The organism is Cohnella fermenti, from assembly GCF_004801405.1.
Classification (GTDB): domain Bacteria; phylum Bacillota; class Bacilli; order Paenibacillales; family Paenibacillaceae; genus Cohnella; species Cohnella fermenti.
Map to the genome: position 1 here is coordinate 141,035 of NZ_SSOB01000017.1, position 19,821 is coordinate 160,855.

At 59.7% G+C, this 19,821-nt stretch carries 14 protein-coding genes; 7 read left to right on the forward strand and 7 right to left on the reverse strand.

Annotated features, from left to right (window positions below):
* The first annotated feature begins 2 nt into the window (after positions 1–2).
* The 7 genes from E6C55_RS15365 (at position 3) to E6C55_RS15395 (ending at position 8,964) form a co-directional block, all read left to right on the forward strand.
* The gene (locus tag E6C55_RS15365) at positions 3–863 is read left to right on the forward strand and encodes a DUF421 domain-containing protein (RefSeq protein WP_136370681.1); all 861 of its coding nucleotides are present in this window, start codon (positions 3–5) and stop codon (positions 861–863) included.
* A gap of 160 nt (positions 864–1,023) precedes the next feature.
* Positions 1,024–1,536 (forward strand): L,D-transpeptidase, encoded by a 513-nt coding sequence (locus E6C55_RS15370; RefSeq protein ID WP_136370682.1) that lies wholly within the window; start codon positions 1,024–1,026, stop codon positions 1,534–1,536.
* Between the two features lie 141 nt (positions 1,537–1,677).
* Positions 1,678–3,177 (forward strand): glucose-6-phosphate dehydrogenase, encoded by a 1,500-nt coding sequence (zwf, locus tag E6C55_RS15375; protein ID WP_136370683.1) that lies wholly within the window; start codon positions 1,678–1,680, stop codon positions 3,175–3,177.
* Between the two features lie 1,097 nt (positions 3,178–4,274).
* The gene (gene efeO / locus E6C55_RS15380) at positions 4,275–5,138 is read left to right on the forward strand and encodes an iron uptake system protein EfeO (RefSeq protein ID WP_136370684.1); all 864 of its coding nucleotides are present in this window, start codon (positions 4,275–4,277) and stop codon (positions 5,136–5,138) included.
* Positions 5,139–5,143: 5 nt separating this feature from the next.
* Entirely contained in the window at positions 5,144–6,520 is a 1,377-nt protein-coding gene (gene efeB, locus E6C55_RS15385; RefSeq protein WP_136370685.1) for an iron uptake transporter deferrochelatase/peroxidase subunit, read from the forward strand.
* A gap of 18 nt (positions 6,521–6,538) precedes the next feature.
* Positions 6,539–8,329: an FTR1 family iron permease gene (locus E6C55_RS15390; protein WP_136370686.1), complete on the forward strand. Its 1,791-nt coding sequence runs from the start codon at positions 6,539–6,541 to the stop codon at positions 8,327–8,329.
* A 224-nt stretch (positions 8,330–8,553) separates the two neighbouring features.
* Positions 8,554–8,964 carry a hypothetical protein gene (locus E6C55_RS15395; protein ID WP_136370687.1) on the forward strand — a complete coding sequence of 137 codons (411 nt, stop codon included), beginning with the start codon at positions 8,554–8,556 and terminating at the stop codon, positions 8,962–8,964.
* A 41-nt stretch (positions 8,965–9,005) separates the two neighbouring features.
* Here the strand turns inward: E6C55_RS15395 and E6C55_RS15400 are convergent, their stop codons facing one another.
* The 7 genes from E6C55_RS15400 to E6C55_RS15430 form a co-directional block, all read right to left on the reverse strand.
* Positions 9,006–10,718 carry an NAD(P)H-hydrate dehydratase gene (locus E6C55_RS15400; protein WP_136370688.1) on the reverse strand — a complete coding sequence of 571 codons (1,713 nt, stop codon included), beginning with the start codon at positions 10,716–10,718 and terminating at the stop codon, positions 9,006–9,008.
* A 754-nt stretch (positions 10,719–11,472) separates the two neighbouring features.
* On the reverse strand, positions 11,473–13,236 hold the full coding sequence (locus tag E6C55_RS15405; RefSeq protein ID WP_136370689.1) for a methyl-accepting chemotaxis protein: 1,764 nt from the start codon (positions 13,234–13,236) through the stop codon (positions 11,473–11,475).
* 94 nt (positions 13,237–13,330) lie between these two features.
* Complete coding sequence (gene rhaS / locus E6C55_RS15410) at positions 13,331–14,401, reverse strand: rhamnose ABC transporter substrate-binding protein (RefSeq protein WP_136370690.1); 1,071 nt, start codon at positions 14,399–14,401, stop codon at positions 13,331–13,333.
* 80 nt (positions 14,402–14,481) lie between these two features.
* Positions 14,482–15,459, reverse strand: coding sequence for an ABC transporter permease (locus E6C55_RS15415; RefSeq protein ID WP_136370691.1), 978 nt, complete (start codon positions 15,457–15,459; stop codon positions 14,482–14,484).
* Between the two features lie 4 nt (positions 15,460–15,463).
* On the reverse strand, positions 15,464–16,579 hold the full coding sequence (locus E6C55_RS15420) for an ABC transporter permease (protein ID WP_230986699.1): 1,116 nt from the start codon (positions 16,577–16,579) through the stop codon (positions 15,464–15,466).
* Position 16,580: 1 nt separating this feature from the next.
* Positions 16,581–18,104, reverse strand: a complete 1,524-nt coding sequence (locus E6C55_RS15425) for a sugar ABC transporter ATP-binding protein (RefSeq protein WP_136370692.1) — start codon at positions 18,102–18,104, stop codon at positions 16,581–16,583.
* Between the two features lie 377 nt (positions 18,105–18,481).
* Complete coding sequence (locus E6C55_RS15430) at positions 18,482–19,687, reverse strand: chymotrypsin family serine protease (protein WP_136370693.1); 1,206 nt, start codon at positions 19,685–19,687, stop codon at positions 18,482–18,484.
* Between the last annotated feature and the right edge of the window lie 134 nt (positions 19,688–19,821).

The window sequence follows — 19,821 nt, forward strand, 5'->3', positions numbered from 1 at the left end:
CCATGTTCGATTGGCAAGTCATCGCCCTTCGCGCTCTCGGGGCGCTTATCATGCTGTTCCTCATGACCCGCATTCTGGGCAAGAAGCAGATCTCGCAGCTCACCTTCTTCGAATATATACTCGGCATCACACTCGGCGATCTGGCGGGCTTCATATCGACCGACATCGAGGCGAATTACTTCCACGGCATCGTCGCGATGCTCGTCTGGTTCCTGATCCCGCTCGGGATCGAGTTCTTCACCCTGAAGAGCAAGAAGCTCAGGCAGATCGTCGAAGGGTCCGGGCGGGTTATGATCAAGGAAGGCAAGGTGCTCGAGGACAACCTGAAGAAGGAGCGCCTCTCGATCGACGAGCTGCTCGAACAGATGCGCGGCAAGAACGTCTTCAATGTCGCCGACGTCGAGTTCGCGGTCATGGAGACGAGCGGAGAGCTCAGCGTCCTCCTCAAGAAGGAGAACCTGCCGCTTACCCCCAAGACGTTCGGCATCAAGGTTGCGAACGAAGTGGAGACCCAGACCGTCGTCATGGATGGCGACATTCTGGACGAACCGCTGGCAACGGCCGGGTTAAGCCGGGGCTGGCTGACCGAGGAGCTGGAGAAGATCGGAGTGTCCGTGGAGAACGTGTTCCTCGCCCAGGTGGATGCCTACCAGCAGCTCTATGTCGATCTGTATGACGACAAGATCAAGGTTGCGGCGCCCCAAGGCAAGGCGCTGCTGCTGGCAACGCTCAAGAAGACGCAAGCCGATCTGGAGCTGTTCGCGGCCGCAACCCGCAACGAGGAAGCCAAGCTTATGTATGAGCGAACTTCCGGGGAGATGACCGCCGTCATCGACTCGCTGATGCCCATGCTAAGAAGCTGAGACACCATTCGCAACTCCGCCCAAGAGAGGCCGTTCGCGGGAATTCGCAGACCGCGGCGGCCTCTCTTCGCGCCCAGGGACGTTGTCCACCCTTTTTTTTACATGAACCGCCTTCGTCTCCGCATATAATTGGGCATCCCTTGGTTGGAGGTGTCGCCCAATGCGGAGACGCGTCTATGGAATCGCCCTGCTGCTGGCCGTGCTTCTCTGTCTCGCCTTCCCTTCGTTCGCCACCGGCGCGCAGGCTGCCGAGACGAAGCTCGATGCCAAATACGCCAAGTACGAGCACTTCATCGTCATCGACAAATCGGACAATCGACTGTACTACTATGAGGAAGGCGCGCTCGTCAAGTCGTTCGCCGTCGCCACCGGCAAGAAGCCGTCCTACACGCCGGAGGGCTTGTTCTCCATTCGCGAGAAGATCAAGAACAGGCCGTATTATAAGGAGAAGATCAAAGGAGGCGATCCGAAGAACCCGCTCGGCGACCGCTGGCTCGGGCTAAAAGTGACCGTTGACGGCAAAACTTCATACGCTTACGGAATTCATGGGACGAACAACGAGAGCTCCATCGGCAAGTATGTATCCGCCGGCTGCATTCGGATGCACAACAAATCCGTTCATTGGCTGTACGACCAAGTGACCACCGGGACCCCGGTCCTTATCCGCAAATAAAGAGGCGGGACGGCGTACGCTAGGATTCGACATTTTCCGGTTGACGAAGCCCCCCCTGCAGTGTACCATTGCTCTATTATGGGATGAAAGCCATTTTCATTCCGCATGACGGGATCGGACCCTCTGGGAGGAAAAAGCACTGTGGAAGCCATGACTTTCGTACTGTTCGGGGCTACCGGCGACTTGGCCAAGAGAAAAATTTACCCCGCGCTATATAACTTGTACCTGGACGGCAAGCTGCCCGAGGCGTTCTCCGTTATCGGCCTGGGCAGAAGGGAGATCGCGGACGAGAAGTTCCGCGGCAACGTGGAGCAGTCGCTTCGCCAGTTCTCTCGCCGCTCCCCTGCGGAAGGAGAGGACTTGACGCCGTTCCTCTCCTCCTTCCGCTATCATCCGCTGGACGTCTCGCATCCGGATGACTACCGCAAGCTGCTCGGGGCGATCGAGACGCGCGAGCGGGAGCTCGGCTTGCCGGACAACCGGCTGTTCTATCTGTCGGTCGCTCCGGAGTTCTTCGATGCCATCGCCGTGCAGATTCAAGAGAGCGGGCTTGGCAGCACCCGCGGCTGGAAGCGGCTTATCATTGAGAAGCCGTTCGGCCACGACCTTCAGACCGCCCGCGAGCTTAACGACAACCTAAACCGCGCATTCGAGGAAGACGAGATCTACCGGATCGACCATTACCTCGGCAAGACGATGGTGCAGAACCTGGAGACGCTTGTGCTCGCGAACCCGGTCATTCAAGCCGTCTGGAACAAGGAGCACATCTCCAACGTGCAGATTACGGCGAGCGAGACCGTAGGCGTCGAGGAGCGCGCCGCGTACTACGACCAAGCCGGCGCGATTCGCGACATGTTCCAGAACCATCTGCTCCAGGTGCTGATGATGACGGCCATGCGCCGGCCAAGCCAGATTACGGCCGGGAACATTCGCGAGGAGAAGCGCAAGATCATCGAGGCGCTGCGTCCGGTATCCAAGAATACGGTGCAGGAGAACATCGTGCGCGGACAATACGCGGCTGGCGAGCTCGGCGGCAAGCCGGTCGTCGGCTACGCGAACGAACCGGGCATCTTCCCCGGCTCGAACAACGACACGTTCGTCGCCGCGCGGCTGTGGATCGACCATCCCGATTGGGCAGGCGTTCCCTTCTACCTGCGGACGGGCAAGCGGATGGCCGCAAAGTCGACCCGCATCGTCGTGGAATTCAAGAACCCGACCGAAGACCTGTATGCGGCGAAGAACGAGAAGACGGCGCCGAACCTGCTCATCATCGAGATCAACCCGAACGAGAAGATCAGCTTCCTGTTCAACGGAAAGAGCTCGCGGACCGAAGGCGAGAGCCGCATCGAGCCGGTGGAGATGAACTTCTGGGTCGACCAGAGCGTGCTGCCGGAAGCCTACGAGCGGCTGATCTTCGACGCCCTGAACGGAGACGCAACGTTCTTCGCCCATTGGCACGAAGTCGAGCTCGCCTGGCAGTGGGTGCAGCCGGTGCTGGAGGCCTTCGAAGCCGACCTGCTGCCGCTTCACCCGTACGCCGCCGGCTCGAACGGCCCCGACGCATCGGACAAGCTGCTGCAGGAGCAAGGCCACGAATGGTGGCTGGACCCGCAAGTGCCGGAGCTGATCGGGAAGGCTTGATCGGCCGGACTAGACATTGGCAGGCTATCGTAAGCTTCGCCGGCTCGCGCTGACTTGCCGACTCGCTCATTTCTCGCTCAATCACGGACTCGCGCCGCATTTTATGTGATTTTTAGCATTCATTCGCTGCAAATGGCCGTTTTTGGCGCAATGTATGCGGTTTTTAGCATAAAAACGGCCACCTCGTCCGGATGTGCAGCGATTTTATGCGATTTTTCGCATAAAACAGTCGTCGCAGGCAGTTTTCCCGGGGAATGAATGTGATTTTTAACATTCATAGTGCCCCATTCGTTCAACTAAACAGATGAAGAAGCTCAAGCGGGCAGGCAGCTTGAGCTTTTTTTCGTATCTCCCTCTTCGCTGCCCCATTCCGAGCTACGTTGAACCGATTTCTCGCTTATCTCACTAACTAATGTCTCGTTTCGGGGCTTGTTGTGCGGGTTTTCCGGGTATCTCCCTCTTCGCTGCCCCGTTTCGGGCTCCGTTGTGCGGGTTTCTCGCTTATCTCACTAAACTAATGTCTCGTTTCGAGGCTTGTTGTGCCGGTTTTCCGGGTATCTCCCTCTTCGCTGCCCCGTTCTGGGCTACGTTGTGCGGGTTTTTCGCTTATCTATTTTCCCGGAGCAGCATGGTGGGGGCATGGCTGGGATGCATGGTTGGATTGCAGAGTGCGGTTACGTGGTACTATTGCACGGTTGTTGTGTGCATAGCGGGTTGCTTGGTTTGTTTACTTGGTTCAGTTACTCGGTTCAATTACTCGGTTTGTTTGCATGGTTCAGTTACTTGGTTCGGTTACTCGGTTTGTTTACATGGTTCAGTTACTCGGTTTGTTTGCATGGTTCGGTTACTTGGTTCGGTTGCCCGGTTTGTTTGCATGGTTCGGTTGCTTGGTGAAGTTGCGTGAAGGGTTGCATGATACGGCGAGACCTTGCGGAATTCCTTTATTACTCTCTTCTCCTCCCCTCATCTGCAACCGGATACATAAAAGTCGAAATGGTGAAATCGGCCGATTCCGATAAATAGCAATTGACAATGATTCTCAACCGCACTAGAATGCGAATAGGTCATTATCTTACAAGTTAACCGGGGGAATCATTGTGAAAAAAGGATGGGCCGTACTTCTACTCGCCGCCAGCTTGACGGCTGCCGGATGCAGCTCGAATAACGACGATGGCGGCAATGCCGGCAATGGGGGAGCATCCGCTTCTTCGCAGGCATCCGCATCGGCCTCGACGGTGGACTGGGCGCCGATTATTGACTCGTACCGTCAGTTCTCGGTCGAGCAAGCCGATACGTTCATTGCCGAGACGGATAAGTTCGTCGCTGCGGTCAAGTCGGGAGACATCGATACCGCGAAGCAGCTTTATGCGCCGACTCGCATGTACTACGAACGGATCGAGCCGATTGCGGAAGCTCTTGGCGATCTCGACCCGGACATCGACGCTCGCGAGAACGATGTCGAGGATAAAGACTGGCGCGGCTTCCACCGCATCGAGAAGTTCCTGTGGGTCGACAATACGACCGCGGGAGCCGAAGACTACGCGGATCGCCTGCTCGAGGATGCGAAGTCGCTGCGCGCCCTGATGGAGACTGTGGAGATCGAGCCTGCTCTGCTCGTTACCGGAGCCGTCGAATTGTTGAACGAGGTGTCTTCCTCCAAGGTAACCGGCGAAGAGGAGCGTTATTCCCATACCGACCTGTACGACTTCGCAGCCAATGTCGAAGGAGCCCGCAAGATCTACGACTTGCTGCAGCCGGAGCTGGCCAAGAAGGACGCAGCGCTGGACACGAGCATCGGAACGAGCTTCACGAATCTTGAGGACGCGCTGGCCGACTATAAGAGCGGAGACGGCTACGTCAGCTACACCGACCTGAAGGAAGAGGACACGAAGAAGCTGAGCCAGTTGATTGACGCGCTGGCGGAGCCTCTCTCGCAGATGGGCGTTATCCTGGGGGCGTAAGCGACATGGAGAACGGCAATCGCAACGACACGGGCAATTCAACCAAGCAAGACCAACCGCAAGCCGGAGAGACTCCGCTCCTCGAACAGTCGTTCGAAGAGCGGCAGGCCTCCGGCCTGCTTCATAAATCGGTCAGTCGCCGGGAACTGCTCAAGATGGCCGGCATCGGAGGCGCTGGGCTGCTGCTCGGCGCCGCTGGTTTGGGTGCGGTGTTCAAGGGAAACGTCTTCGGCGAAGCTGCGCCCGCGACGCGCGCCTCCTCCCGCCCGAACTCGTCCGGGATCGTCGATTTTTACGGAACGCACCAGGCGGGGATTGCCACGCCGTCGCCGAACTTCATTCTGTTCGCGGCCTTCGATGTGACGAGCGGCAGCCTGGACAGCGTCCGTTCCTTGTTCCAGGCCTGGACCGCCGCGGCCGCCGCCATGACGAGAGGCGAACCGGTCGGCGAGGAGAGCGGGAACGACCATCTCCCTCCGACCGACACGGGAGAAGCGGTCGGCCTGTCCCCTTCCCGAACAACGATCACGTTCGGGGTCGGCCCCTCCTTCTTCGACAATCGCTTCGGCCTCGCGGGCAAGCGCCCCGCCGCTCTCGTCGACTTCCCCGCCTTCGGCGGAGACGAGCTGCGCCCGGAATGGTGCGGCGGCGACATCGCCGTGCAGGTGTGCTCGGACGATATGCAGGTCGCCTTCCACGCGATTCGCAATCTGTCGCGCATCGGCCGCGGCAAAGTCGTGCTCCGCTGGACGCAAGAGGGCTTCCAGCGCACGAGTGCGGCCGACCCCGAGGGAGCGACGCCGCGCAACCTGCTCGGCTTCAAGGACGGCACCGCCAATCCGGACACGGCAAGCGAGACCGAGATGAGCGAAGTCGTCTGGGCGCAGGCGGGAGACGGCGCGAATTGGATGAACGGCGGCACCTATATGGCGGTCCGACGGGTCCGCATGAGAATCGAGGTATGGGATCGCTCGACATTGGCCGACCAAGAGCAGACGTTCGGGCGGCACCGGGCAAGCGGCGCTCCGCTCGGGAGCAGGAACGAATTCGACGCCGTCGACCTGGACGCCAAGGACGCGAACGGCAAGCCGCTCATTCCGCTCAATTCCCACGTCCGCCTGGCGCGCGGGGACGGCTCGGCGCGCATTCTGCGGCGCTCCTACTCCTATTCCAGCGGCATGGACAACAAGACCGGCCAGCTCGACGCCGGGCTGTTGTTCATCTGCTTTAACCGGGACAGCCGCAAGCAGTTCATTCCGATGCAGCAGAAGCTGGGGCAGAGCGATCTTCTGAACGAGTACATCGTACACAACGGCAGCGCCCACTTCGCCTGCTTCCCGGGTGTACGGCAAGGCGGCTATGTTGGGGAGACGCTTTTCTAGAGAGGAGAAAATGATCTTATGTTCCGTAGTCTTCCACGAAGCAAACTCCTTCGCGGCGTCTTCCTCGCCCTGCTGCTTGTCGTAACGCTCCTTCCCGCTTCGGCCGGCGCCGCCGCGGGCGATGCCGGGAATGCGAATGTCGACAGGCTGCTTCCGTTCGTCGGTTCCGCGCTTGTCGCGGCCGGGCAAGGTCAATGGGACGACGCCCTGGCCGAGGTTCAACAAGCGGAGCAGATCTGGGATGCACTCGGCGCGAAGGGCTCCGCCGAAGCCGCGGATGTCAATTCCGCCATCGCCCAAGCGAACAAAGCGCTGCAACAAGCGGAGAGCGACCCGGATAAGGCCAAAGCCTCGCTGTCCGCTCTCGCCAAGGCGTTCAACAACTACGTGAAGAGCACAAGCACCGAGACTACGGGAACAAGCGGCGCCGAGGCGGCCGCCGGGATGCTCCCGAAGGTGGAACAACTGCTCGCGGCCGTCGAAGCCGCCTCCTGGGACGAGGCCAAGCAAGCGTTCGCCGCCATCAACGACAGTTGGAAGTCGATCGAGCAGCCGATCCGCTCCGAGAATTCCGCGGTCTACGCCAAGCTTGAGACGGGCATGAGCATGATCCGGATCGCACTGCAGGCCGAACCGCCCAGAGCCGAACAAGCCCAGACCGAGACGCAGGCGTTCCGGCAGCTCATTCAGGATTACAAGGACGGCAAGCTCGGCTCCTTGGAACCCGTCGAGACGGGCGTGACCATCGCCGACCTAATCGCCATTCTCGACCGGGCCTACGACGATGTCGACGCCGGGCTGTATGAGGAAGCGGACGGGCAGATGACTTCCTTCATCGCCAAGTGGCCGTCCGCCGAAGGAGAGGTGCAGGTCCGCTCCGCGGCAACCTACGACAAAATCGAGATTCAGATGGCGTCCGTCTCGGGCTACCTGCTCTCCGAGCCGGCCCGGCCGGAGCAGGCCAAGCAGACGATCGACAGCATGAGAGAGCAGCTTCGGCCGCTGGTCGGAGATGCCAGCTACACCGCCTGGGATGCCGCGCTTATCCTTCTTCGCGAAGGCCTCGAAGCCATTCTGGTGCTGGCTGCGCTGCTCGCCTACCTCAAGAAGACCGGCAACGAAGCGAAGCGGGTATGGGTATGGTCCGGCGTCTGGAGCGGTCTCGCCCTCAGCGGCGCGATGGCCGTCCTGCTCACCTACGCACTTAAGCAAGCCTCGTCGGGCAGCACACGCGAGCTGATCGAAGGCATCACCGGCCTGGTCACGGTCGTGCTGATGCTGACGGTTGGCAACTGGCTGCACAGCAAGTCCAATCTGAGCAACTGGAATCGTTACATCGACGCCAAGATGGGCAATGCCCTCGCACGCGGAAGCCTCTGGTCCCTGTTCGCCGTATCGGGTCTCGCTGTTCTTCGGGAGGGTGCTGAGACAACGATTTTCTACGCGGGTATGGCTTCCTCCATCTCGGCTTCCCAGCTCATTCTCGGCATTGCAGGCGCTCTGGCCGCCCTGATCGCGCTCGCCGTGCTCATCATCCGTTACGGCACCCGACTGCCGATCCGGCCGTTCTTCCTGACGGCGTCGCTCCTGATCTACTACCTGGTCATCCGGTTCGTCGGGGAGAGCATCCACTCCTTGCAGGTGGCCGCAGCGGTGCCTTCCCACTACGAGACCGGCCTGCCGACCTTCTCGGCCCTCGGCCTGTATCCGACGTGGGAGACGACGATCCCGCAGCTTGCCGTGCTGGCCGGCATAATCGCCATGCTGCTCTGGAAGCGGACGGGACGGACGAAGACGGCCCAGGCGTGAGATTTGAGCAACAGTGCATCGTATCGCAAGAACGGCCCGAAGGAAGCGCTCCGGCAAGCGCCGTTCCGTCGGGCTGTTTCAATTTCTTTAGATCGCTTTAAGAGACGGTTAAGCGCAATTTAAGCAACGGAGGATAAGCTATAACCATGACTCACAGCAGCACAACCGACATAACGTCTCTGATCGATATCCATAATTCCCCGCAGGAGAGGAAGGTTGAGTCTATGAAGAAGTTCGCTACCCAGCGTTGGGTCGCCGCCTGCACCATTGCCCTCATGCTCGCGATGTCGAGCGGAATGGCGACGGCCAGCGCCCAGACCGGCACACAGACCAGCATCACCCGCAGCCCCGTCTCCCCTTCATCGGACGGCGACCTGTTCCTCCTCTCCTTGGGGGCGAAGGACGACGACGAGGTTCGCGACGCCTTGCAGGAGGGCTCGTCCCTCGCCGACATCGCGGCCAGCGCCGGTGCGGACGTCCGCCCGATCATCGAGCTGCAGATTCGCCAACTGACGGAGCAGCTTGAGCAGCGATTGGCGAGCGGCAGCATCACCTCGGACCAGTTCCAAGCGTACAGGGACGAGATTCCGTCCTTGATCGAAGCCAGCGCATACGAATCGTATACCGACGAATAATCAACCCGCATCTGGGAAAATAAACCCGGTCAAGAAAGCGGCTACAGGTGATCGATGATATCTCCGGCGAGGAGCGAGGCTTGGGTGGTTCGGACACTTGCGGCCCGATCGCCTGCCGCCCCGTGCAGCCAGACGCCCAAGGCCGCCGCTTGGATCGGGCCGTGCCCCTGGGCCAGCAAGCCGCCGATCAGCCCGGCGAGCACATCGCCCGAGCCCCCGGTCGCCATGCCGGGGTTGCCGGTCGCGTTCACGAAGACGCGGCCCCCCGGCTCCGCCACGACCGTGCGGGCTCCCTTCAGCGCGACGATAACGCCGTGCTCTTCGGCGTATCTGCGCGCAAGCTCGATCCGGTCGCGCTGCACCTCGCGAACGGACAGCCCGCACATCCGGGCCATCTCGCCCGGATGTGGGGTCACGACGGCCGGGGCCGCGCGCCTCGGCCAGGCCGCGAAGGGCTCGCCGCCGCCGGGCGCCCCGTCCGCTTCGGCGGCGGCGAGCATGTTCAGCGCGTCGGCGTCGAGGACAAGGGGGAGGCTGCCCGGCAGCCTCTCCCACAGCGTCCGCAGCCACGCGCGGTCGTTCGTCCACCGGCCCAGACCGGGGCCGAGGACGAGCGCTTGCTTGCCGGCGGCGGCTGCGGCAAGCGCCTCCGGCGGCGCGGCGCTCCAGTCGCCGCGCCCTGCGTCCGGCATGCCGAGGAGCATCGCCTCGGGCAGCCGGCCAAGCAGCGCGGGCAGCAGCGAGTCCGGCAGCGCCAAGCTGACGAGCCCGCTGCCCGAGCGCAGGGCGGCGCGCGCGGCGAGCAGCCCCGCGCCGCTCATCGGGCGCGAACCGGCGGCCACCAGGACGTGGCCGTACGTGCCCTTGTGCGTGTCCGCCTTCCGCGCCTGCGGCCACGACACGCCAAGCTTCTCGCGCCGAGTCCGTTCGCTCAGCGCGAACGTCCGCACGCCGGCCGGCTCCGCAGCCGCCTCCGGAATGCCGATGCCGCGCACGACGACGCGCCCCGCGTGCTCCGCGCCCGGATAGAGCAGCAGCCCGCGCTTGCACATCGCGAGCGCAACCGTGAGCTCCGCCCGAATGCTCGGCTCCGCAAGCTCCCCCGTGTCGGCGTCCAGCCCGCTCGGAATGTCCGCCGCCACAATCGGTCTGCCGCTCGCGTTCGCCTCGCGGATCAGCGAAGCGTACGGCTCGCGCGGCGCCCCTTTCGAGCCGGTGCCGAGCAGCGAGTCGACAATGCCGTCGACTCGCCGCCAATCCACCACGCCCGGCGCATACGTCATCGCCGGAATGCCGAGCCGGGCCGCGATATCCCGCTGGATCGCGGCTTCTCCGACCAACTGCTCCGGCGGGACCGCATACAGCACCGTCGCCCCGTGTCCCAGCTCGATCAGATGCCTCGCGCAGACAAGTCCGTCCCCTCCGTTGTTGCCCTTGCCGACAAGCACAAGCCATTCGCAGCGACGTCCGAAGAACGGCTTCGCCCCGCCGCCCATCCTCTCCTTATCGCCAAGCGACTGCTCCGAACCGTGCAGCCCCTCTCCGCCGAACAGCCCGTCTCTTCGTTCCGCCGGCCCCCGGACTCGTTCCATCCTGCCTCCGTTCCATTCCGCCATTGCACCGCCCGCAAGCCGAACCGCCTCCTCCGCAATCGCCCGTCCCGCATTCTCCATCAGCACCAGCGCCGGAATGCCGATCTCCTCAATCGTATGCCGATCAATGCGCCTCATCTCCTCCGAAGTGACAAGATACATGCCGAAGCCCCCTCCCCAGTAACCAACTCTTCTGTCTTCGATTCTAGGCTACCGCGATAATTCCGTCCAATATTGAACCGTTGAAGGGGCAATAGCGGTTGGCTCGATTGCCGTTGCTCGGTACCGGTCGGTTGATCTCGACGGACGACGGAGGAAGGGGTGTTGCCGGATAGTTGGTGTCGATGATTCGCGGTTGATGATCAGCGGTTGATGATCGGCAGTCGTTGGTCAGCGTTCGGTGGCAGGTAGCTGGCTGCGGAACATAGTACCGGTTAGTTAAGTGATTGGTGTGTGGCGGCGCGGCGGCGGGATGGTCGGGTACCCATATAGCTGGCGGTCGGTGAGGGATTTGGCACGATAGTTTGTTGTCAGTGTTCGGCCCGGTCCGAGCAAATTAGGGTTCGATTGGGTGCGACAGGCGAATTTTATGTGATAAATCACATTCGTCATCCGCCCGAAGCGGCTATTTCCTCGATTCTATGTGAAATTTCACATTCATTGAGCACATTGCCCCCTTCGACGACCCGATATATGCTAAAAATCACATAAAACCCGCAAAACAGACCGTTTTCCGCACAATAAATGCTATTTTTCACATAAAATGCGGCGATGATGGCAGCGGATCATAATGGATCGGATCATAATGGTTCGGATTATAATGGATCGGACTATAATGCATCGGACTATAATGGATCGGATCATAATGATCCGATTGATAGCGGGTCGAGTGGCAGCGGGTTGAGAATCGGACTCGTTACCAAGCGAATCGGCCCGAGGATTGCTGGAGCCGGTCGGCCAGCTCGTTTAACTGCCGAAGGGAGTCGGCCAGTTCCTCCATCGAGGCGTACTGCTGTTCGGCGGCGGCGGATGCTTCGCTTGTTCGGGCGGCGGTCGCTTCCGATGCGGCCTTCATCGTGCCCGTCGTCGCCTTCATAAGCTCCGTTCGAATCTCGACAGCGGCCGCGGCGGCGGAGATGTCCGTGACGCCGGCCGCCACCTCCGCGAACGACTGGCGCAGCTCGTCGAACGTGTCCCTCGCGAGGCCGATGGCCGCGCTGCCTTCCCCGGCATCCTGCATCGCCCGCTCCGTCTTCGAGAGCGCGAGGGTCGTCTCTTCCCGGATCTTCGCAACAGAGAGGCGGATGTCCTCCGCCAGCTTCGTTGTCTCGCGCGAGAGGCTTCGGATCTCCTCGGCGATGACCGCGAAGCCCCGGCCTTCGGAGCCGAGCCGCGAAGCTTCAATCGACGCGTTAAACGCCAGAATTCTTGTCTGGTTCGCCACCGCCCGGATCGTCGCGGAGATGCCGGAGATGCCCTCCGTCCGCTCCCCGATTCCTCTCGCGGCCGCCTGCAGCTCCCCGACCGAAGCTGCCAGCGTCTGCATCCGGGCGGACAAGCCGCTCATCTCCTTCGCTCCCCGATTCGCCTTGCCGAGCATCGCTTCCGCTTCCTGCTTCGCCCCGGCTGACAAGGAGGCGATCGTTCGCACGCTTGCCAGCGTCTCAACGGCCGAGACATCGGCCCGATCCGCTTCCCGAAGCTGGCGCGCCCCCTCCTCCTGCACGTCCTCCATCGCGGCGGCAATCTGGCGGCTCGCCAGCGCGGTCTCCTCCGCGCTGCGCCGCCACGGCTCCGCCAGGCGCGACAGCTCGCCGGCGCTGTCCGCGATCCGGCCGATCAGCTCCCGCAACTGGCCGGCCATCGCGTGGAAGTGGCCGGTCAAGCGTCCGACCTCGTCGCGGGACGTTCGGCCGATCGGCTCCAGGCGCAGGTCGCCGGAGGCGATCCGCTCCGTGTGCTCCAGCATGCGAAGGATCGGCTTCGCCATGCGGCGGGCGAACCAAACCCCGGCCGCCAGCGCCCCAAGCAGAATGCCGATGCCCGCCGCCAGGTTAATCATAACCAGCTTGCGAATCCGCTCCCCGGACGCCTCCCGCCGCGCTTCGAGCTTCGCCTGCTGGCTCTCGGACAGCCGGTTCGCATGGCCGATCAATTGATTGGACAACGGGGCGATCTTCGTCTGCATGATGACCTGCGCCTTCACCGCGCTGGTCTCGACCGCCGCGATCGCTTCCGCCGCCGCATCCTTGAAGGCCGAGTTCGCCGCGCCGATCTGCCCGAGCAGCTCGCGGTCCTGCTCGTCCTTCATTCCCGCCAGCGTCTCCGCCGTCAAGCGATCGATGGCGTCTCCGGCTTCGCGAATGCGCTGCTGCGACTGGCTGTCGCCGAGCGAGCCGGCCATGGTCGCCACCAGATAGGAGGCGATCGCCGCGTTCTGCGTCGCCACATGATACTGGATCTCCTTCGCGCTGGCGACGGCGGCGGCCTCTTCGTCCAGCAGCCCCGAGTAGGCCGCCCTCGTCTCCGCCAAGAAGAAGAGCGATGCCCCGCACAGCCCTCCCCACACCAAGGACAACGCCAAGAAAGACGCTGCCAGCTTGCCCGCCATGTCTACGTCCGCCCATCTGCGCATGTCCTCATCCTCCGCCGCGATCACTCGCCCCGCTGTCGACAGCACACGGCCCTCCCCAAGCGTTGCGCCTGATGGAGAGCCGTCTGCCCCAGCTTATTTTCCCCGATACGTTATGCTTCTCGCAGATTCGCCTGCGCTCTTAGTAAACCGACTTCCACTCCGCGATGTTGCTCGAGTCGAACTTGAACGGATCGCCCAGCATCACCTGCGTGCCGTCGCCGTCCGCGATGATCTCCTTCTCGCCGAGCGTGCCCGCCGTGAACTTCTCGCCGATCGCGCCGGTGATCGTGCCGTCCACGAGCGCTTCCGCCGCATAACCGGCCAGGTAGCCGACGTCGATCGGGTTCCACAGGTACATCCACGGGCTGACGCCGCTCTCGATGTACTCCGCCATCTCGCTCGGCAGGCCGAGGCCGGTCAGCATGACCTTGCCCTTGAGTCCCTTGTCGGTCAGAACCTTGCCGGCCGCGGCGATGCCGACCGTCGTCGGAGCGATGATGCCCTTGAGGTTCGGATACGACTTCAGCAGCGCCTCGGTCTCGGATACGCTCTTGTCGCGCAGGTCGTCGCCGTAGGCAACCTTAACGAGCTTAACGTTCGCGTACTTGCTGTCTTCAAGCTCCTTCTTCATCCACTCGATCCAAGTGTTCTGGTTGGTCGCTTGGCTTGTCGCGCTCAGAATCGCGATCTCGCCTTCGCCGCCGATCATCTCGGATACGCCTTGGATCAGCGTGCGGCCGATGCGTTCCGGGTCCGCCTGGTTGATATGCACCATCCGGCTGTCCGCGTTAACGGCGGAGTCGAGCGACAGCACCTTGATGCCCGCGTTCATCGCCTTCTTCAGAGCCGGCTGCAGCGCATCCGGGTCGTTGCCGACGACGGCGATGGAATCGACCTTCTGGGAGATAAGCTCTTCGATCATCTGGATTTGCGCTTCGGCGGTCGGTTGGTCCGGCGCCTTCAGAATCGCTTCGTCGCCGCTCTCCTCGATCGCTTTCTTGAAGCCTTCCATCTCCTTCTCGCCGTATGGATTGCCCGTATTCTTGAAGATGATTGCGAACTTCTGCTTGGCGCCGGTGCTGCCGCTGGCCGCCGAGCTGCTCGGCTTGGCGTCGCTTCCGCTTGCCTCGTTGTTGTTGTTCCCGCCGCAGCCGGCGAGCAGAGACATGGACAGTACCGCGGTCATTCCCAATGCCATAAACTTTTTCATCTTTTTTGTTTCCTCCCTTTAATGGCCTTCGGATATGAATGATTTATATACAGAACGGCCTGGGCCGTCGTGTATCGGGGTTAGCGCTTCTTGCCGAGCTTCAGCTTCGGAATTGACACGGCGACGATCAGCAGCAGGCCGATAATGATCAGCAGCGTCTGGGCGGACACGTTGACGAGACCGAGACCGTAGCGGAGATACCCGATCAGGAAGATGGCGAGGATCGCGCCGATCATCCGTCCCTTGCCGCCCGACGTGCTGATTCCTCCGAGGACGACCATCGCGATGACGTCGAGCTCGTAGCCGTTGGCGATGTTCGGACGAGTGCTTCCCATACGGGACGTTAGGAAAAGAGCGCATACGGCGGACATGAGTCCCGTCAGAGTAAATACGATGATTTTGATGCGATCCGTCTGAATGCCCGAGAACCGGCTCGCCGTCAGATTGCTTCCCATCGCGTATACTTTTCTGCCGAAGGTTGTCTTGTGAAGCAGGTACCAGAACAGGATGGCGAAGACGACGAACGCAATCAGGATAAACGGAATGCCGCCGACGTACTCCCAGCCGAGGAAGTTGAACCAGTCGGGGAACTTGCCGGCCGCTTGGTCCTTCAGCAGGATGTAGGCGATGCCCCGGTAGATGATCATTGTCGACAGGGTGACGATAACGGCGGACAGCTCCTTGAACTTCACGACGAGCAGCCCGTTGATATAGCCGCACAGCGTGCCTACCGCCAGACAGATCAGCATCGCGATCGGCATCGGAACGCCGTGGTTGTACAGATCGGCCATGATGACCGAAGACAGGGCGACAATCGAGCCGACGGAGATGTCGATGTCCCCGACGATAATGATGAACACCATCGGCAGGACGATAAACGCCTTGTCCAGGAAGCTCATCGTGGCGTCGCGCAGGTTGTCGAAGTTCCAGTAGTATTCGGACAGGTTGATGTTCATGACGGTCATCGCAAGGAAGAGGACGACGAGCATCCATTCCCATTGGAGGAGAAACCCCTTCACAGAGAAATCCCTCTTGTTCTGCAGAAGTCTCGGTTCCATGGCGTCAGATCCTCCTCCTCATCAGGTTGTTGCGGTCGATTCCGCGCTTGACCACGGCGTTAATGAGGACGGCGATCAGGATGATCATGCCCTGAATGAAGTTCTGCCAGAACGGCGACACGTTGATCATCGGCAGCGCATTGTTGAGAATTCCCAGCAGTACGGAGCCGAGGATGATTCCGGAGATTTTGCCGGAGCCGCCTGCGATGCTGACGCCGCCGAGCACGCAGGCCGCGATGACGCTCAGCTCGTAGCCCGAAGCCGTGTCGCCCTGGGCGGACGCGAACTTCGCCACCCACAGCACGCCGGCCAGGCCGGCCAGGCCGCCCATGATCGTGTAGACGAGCCAGAGAATTCGGCCGGACTTGATGCCGCTCACTTCGGCGGAGTCCGGGTTGCTGCCTACGGCGTAAATCTGTCTTCCCGTGCGCGTATGATTCACAAAATAATAAGCGACGATATAAATGACGACAGCGATGACGATGAGATTGTTAAGCCCGAGAACCTTGCCGGTGGCGATCGCCTTGAAGCTGTCCGGCATCTGGTGGGCGCTGACCCACTTGCCTCCGCTCAGCTCGTAGGTGAGGCCGCGGAATACGTTCATCATCCCGAGCGTGGCGATGATCGGCAGGATGTTGATCTTCGCGACGAGGAAGCCGAGCACGGCTCCGCAGACGATGCCGATGCCGACGCCGAGCAGGACGGCGACGAGCGGGCTCAGGCCCGGGTACTCCTTCACCGTCAGGGCAGCGGACATCCCGGCGAGCGCAAGCGTGGCGCCGATCGACAGGTCGATCCCCCGCGTGATGATGACGAGCATCATCCCGACGGCCAGTATGCTCAGAATCGCGGTGTTGGTCGCGATGTCGTTCAGGTTCTCCCACGTGAGGAAGCTCGGGTTGCGAAGCTGTACGCCGATCGCCAGAATAACGATGAAGGCGAGCAGGCCGAGCTCGCGGAACTTCGCGATATTGGCGCTGAGGGATGCCTTCGGCGCCGCGGCCGGGGCTGGGGTTGCGGTTGGCCGGCCGGCCGGACCCGGCGCGCCGGAAGCACCGGCTGTCGCAGCGGCGTTCGTCGCGGTTGGCGCCGGGCTTCCTCCCTTGTTGTTCATGCTCATGTCAAGCCCACCTTTGCTGATCTTGCTGCGGCGCGGCGTCGGCCATGGAAGCTCGCAGGATCGCTTCCTGGGTAATGCCTTCGCGGTCCATGAACGCGGTGATGCGCCCTTCCCTCATGACGGCGACGCGGTCGCACATGCCGATGATCTCCGGCATCTCCGAGGAGACGAGGATGATGCCGTAGCCCGAGCAGGCGAGGTCGCTGATAATCTCGTAGATCGCCGACTTCGCGCCGACGTCGACTCCCTTGGTCGGCTCGTCGAGGATCAGAATGTCGAGGTCGGCGGTCAGCAGCTTCGCGAACACGACCTTCTGCTGGTTGCCGCCCGACAGCGAGCTCGCCAGGTCGAAGACGCTCTTCGCCTTGACGCTGACCTTCTCGGCAAGGCGCTTCGCCAGGTCCTGCTCCTTGCGGGTGTTCAGGTGGCCGCGCCTCGACATCTTCTCAAGCGAAGAGAGCGTGATGTTGCGGCCGATCTCCCAGCTCAGCACAAGCCCTTGCTTCTGCCGGTCCTCCGGCAGGTAGCCGATTCCTTGCTTCATCGCGTGCAGCGGAGACTTCGCCGCCAGCTCGCGGCCCTTGTAGAAGATCTTGCCCTTGTCGGGCCGCTCGACGCCGAAGATCGCCTGGCAGACCTCCGTTCGGCCCGCGCCGACAAGCCCGGTGAGGCCGAGAATCTCTCCCTTGCGAAGCGTGAAGCTGACGTCCGCGAAGTAGCCGGTCTTGCCAAGTCCCTCCACTCGCAGCAACTCTTCTCCGATCTGTGCTTCTTTTTTCGGGAACAATTGCGTAATCTCGCGTCCGACCATCGCCACGATCAGGTCCGCGTTGCTGATCTCGTTCACGCCCCAGGTGCCGATGTACTTCGAATCGCGGAACACGGTCACCTTGCTCGCCAGCCGGTACATGTCCTCGAAGCGATGGGAGATGAAGATGATCGACGCGCCCTGGTCCCGCAGCTTCTCGGCGATCCGGTACAGCTCCTCGCTCTCGTTGTTCGTCAGCGCCGCCGTCGGTTCGTCCATGATGATGATCCGCGCGTTCACCGACAGCGCCTTGGCGATCTCGACAATCTGCTGCTCGGCGACGCTCAGCGCGCCCATCAGCGTCTTCGGGCTGAAGCTCGCTCCGAGCTCCTTCAGCAGCTTGCCCGCTTCCTCATGCATCTCGCGCCACAGCAGACGCTTCGTTCCCTTCGCGATTTTCTCATGGCCCATGAAGATGTTCTCGGTCACGGTCAGGTCCGGGTAACACGTCACATGCTGATAGATCGCCGCGATGCCGGCCTTCTGCGCGTCCTTCGGATTGCGGAAGCTCACCTTCTGCCCGTCCAGGTACATATCGCCTTCATCCGGAGCGTGGACCCCGGTGATCACCTTGATAAACGTCGACTTGCCGGCGCCGTTCTCGCCCATAAGCGCATGAATCTCGCCCGGCTTCAGCTTGAAGTACACGTCGTCCAGCGCCTTCACGCCGGGAAACGTCTTCGTAATTCCCTTGAGCTCAAGGATGAATTCGGACATTCCCTCTTCCCCCTTACCTTGCTTGCCTATCTGCGATTGCTTGGGCAACTGGTCGAACTGGTTGCTGCTAGACAGCGAAACCTTATGCCTCTACGATAGCGCTTGCAAGCCTGGCGAAGAAGGAGACAGAATTCGGATTGGGGGGAGAATCTTCGGGGGATGGGGTGGCGCGGCTGCCTCTTGCTTCAAACTGAAGTGATTTCATTTTCTCATGACATTACGTCATATTGAAAAAGTACTGAGTTTGACTCTTTCCTGGAAATAGCATAAATTCCGTATAAAAAAACGGCACAGGTTTTTTCCCATGCCGTTTCGAATCCATTTTTATTCCCGATCTTGTCTTTGAGCTTACTTAATGACGTTAGGCCAACTCTTATTTAAGCTGCAACATATATTGAAGAAAGTCCTAATGAGTTATATACATTTTTATATGCGGAATACCATTCAAGATTACTTACCGTACCATTAAGCGAATAAGATATATTGCCGTTATTTACTCCTTGTAGAATATATTCTGCACGATCTTTTTCAGCATTAAATCTCAGCTTCATAACTGGAGCACCGCTGTCACCACTGCTATTAACAGCGGTAGTAAGTCTTAAACCAGACAAAGTGTTAAACCCATATTGACCTCCAGCATCAATACTCACATTTGTAGCTTGTACGATTCCCTGTAATATATAACCAGTGTATGGAGCACTTACATAAATGTAATCTCCAACAGATTCATTTCCAGCATCATTAGCCCCTCCAATAACTCCACCAGTGGCTTTTTCAGTAACTTCTACGTAACTTGAGCTACTTAAATTAATGTATCCAGCATCGGCATTGGTATTGCCACTTGTCTTTGCACCGAAGGTTCCAATTGTAGTCGTTCCGAATTTCCATGAATTACCTATACCGTTATATCCGCAATGACCAGCAGTTATTAGTACATCTTGTGATCCCTTTTTGCCATGGAAGGCGGCCGTGCAACCTCCGGTAGAATCTGCAATTTTGTCTCCGGACTTAACGTTAAAATCGATAGAAATCAACTTTGCTACTTGTAATGCATCCTCATTAATGTATTTGACCAATTTAGATTTCGTGGAAGGGTCATCTTCCTCTACTAGTGCCACAACACTGTTTGTTTGGACGTCAATCCAATGACCTCGAAGGCCCTGAATTTCCTTTTCTTTCTGTAAAGATTCAAGTCTGGTGATATAGCTTTCAAGCATAGCCATTGAATTTTTCACCTTTTCAAATTCAAAATCACCTTGATTTTTATTGAACTTCGATAACTGTTCAATTTGATTTTCATCCAATACCTGCACTACATATTTACCTTTATTTTCATCGAAATAAATTCCTTCAACGCTTACACCATTAGACTTGGCTTCATTTACAAAACTGTTAACAAGCTCGGACTTTTCTGCCTGATTTAGAACCTTTTCCAGTTGCACTTTGGGGATACTATCTAAACTTGCATACTCAGTTGCTGATTTTAAAGAATAATTCGATCCATCATTAGCACTTACAAAAGGAATATTGAGCAACAAACAAACAGACATTACCAAACCAATTATTGTTTTTTTTCTTTTCATTGTAACTCTCCTCGTATAATCGTACTTGTAAGATCATTTTGTTCTTTTTCCAGTTGATCCGGACGACTGAAAAGGAACGAAGTGAATTTCCAGTAGGTGACCGGGTGGAGGGCGTAGCCGAACCCGTACCGCAG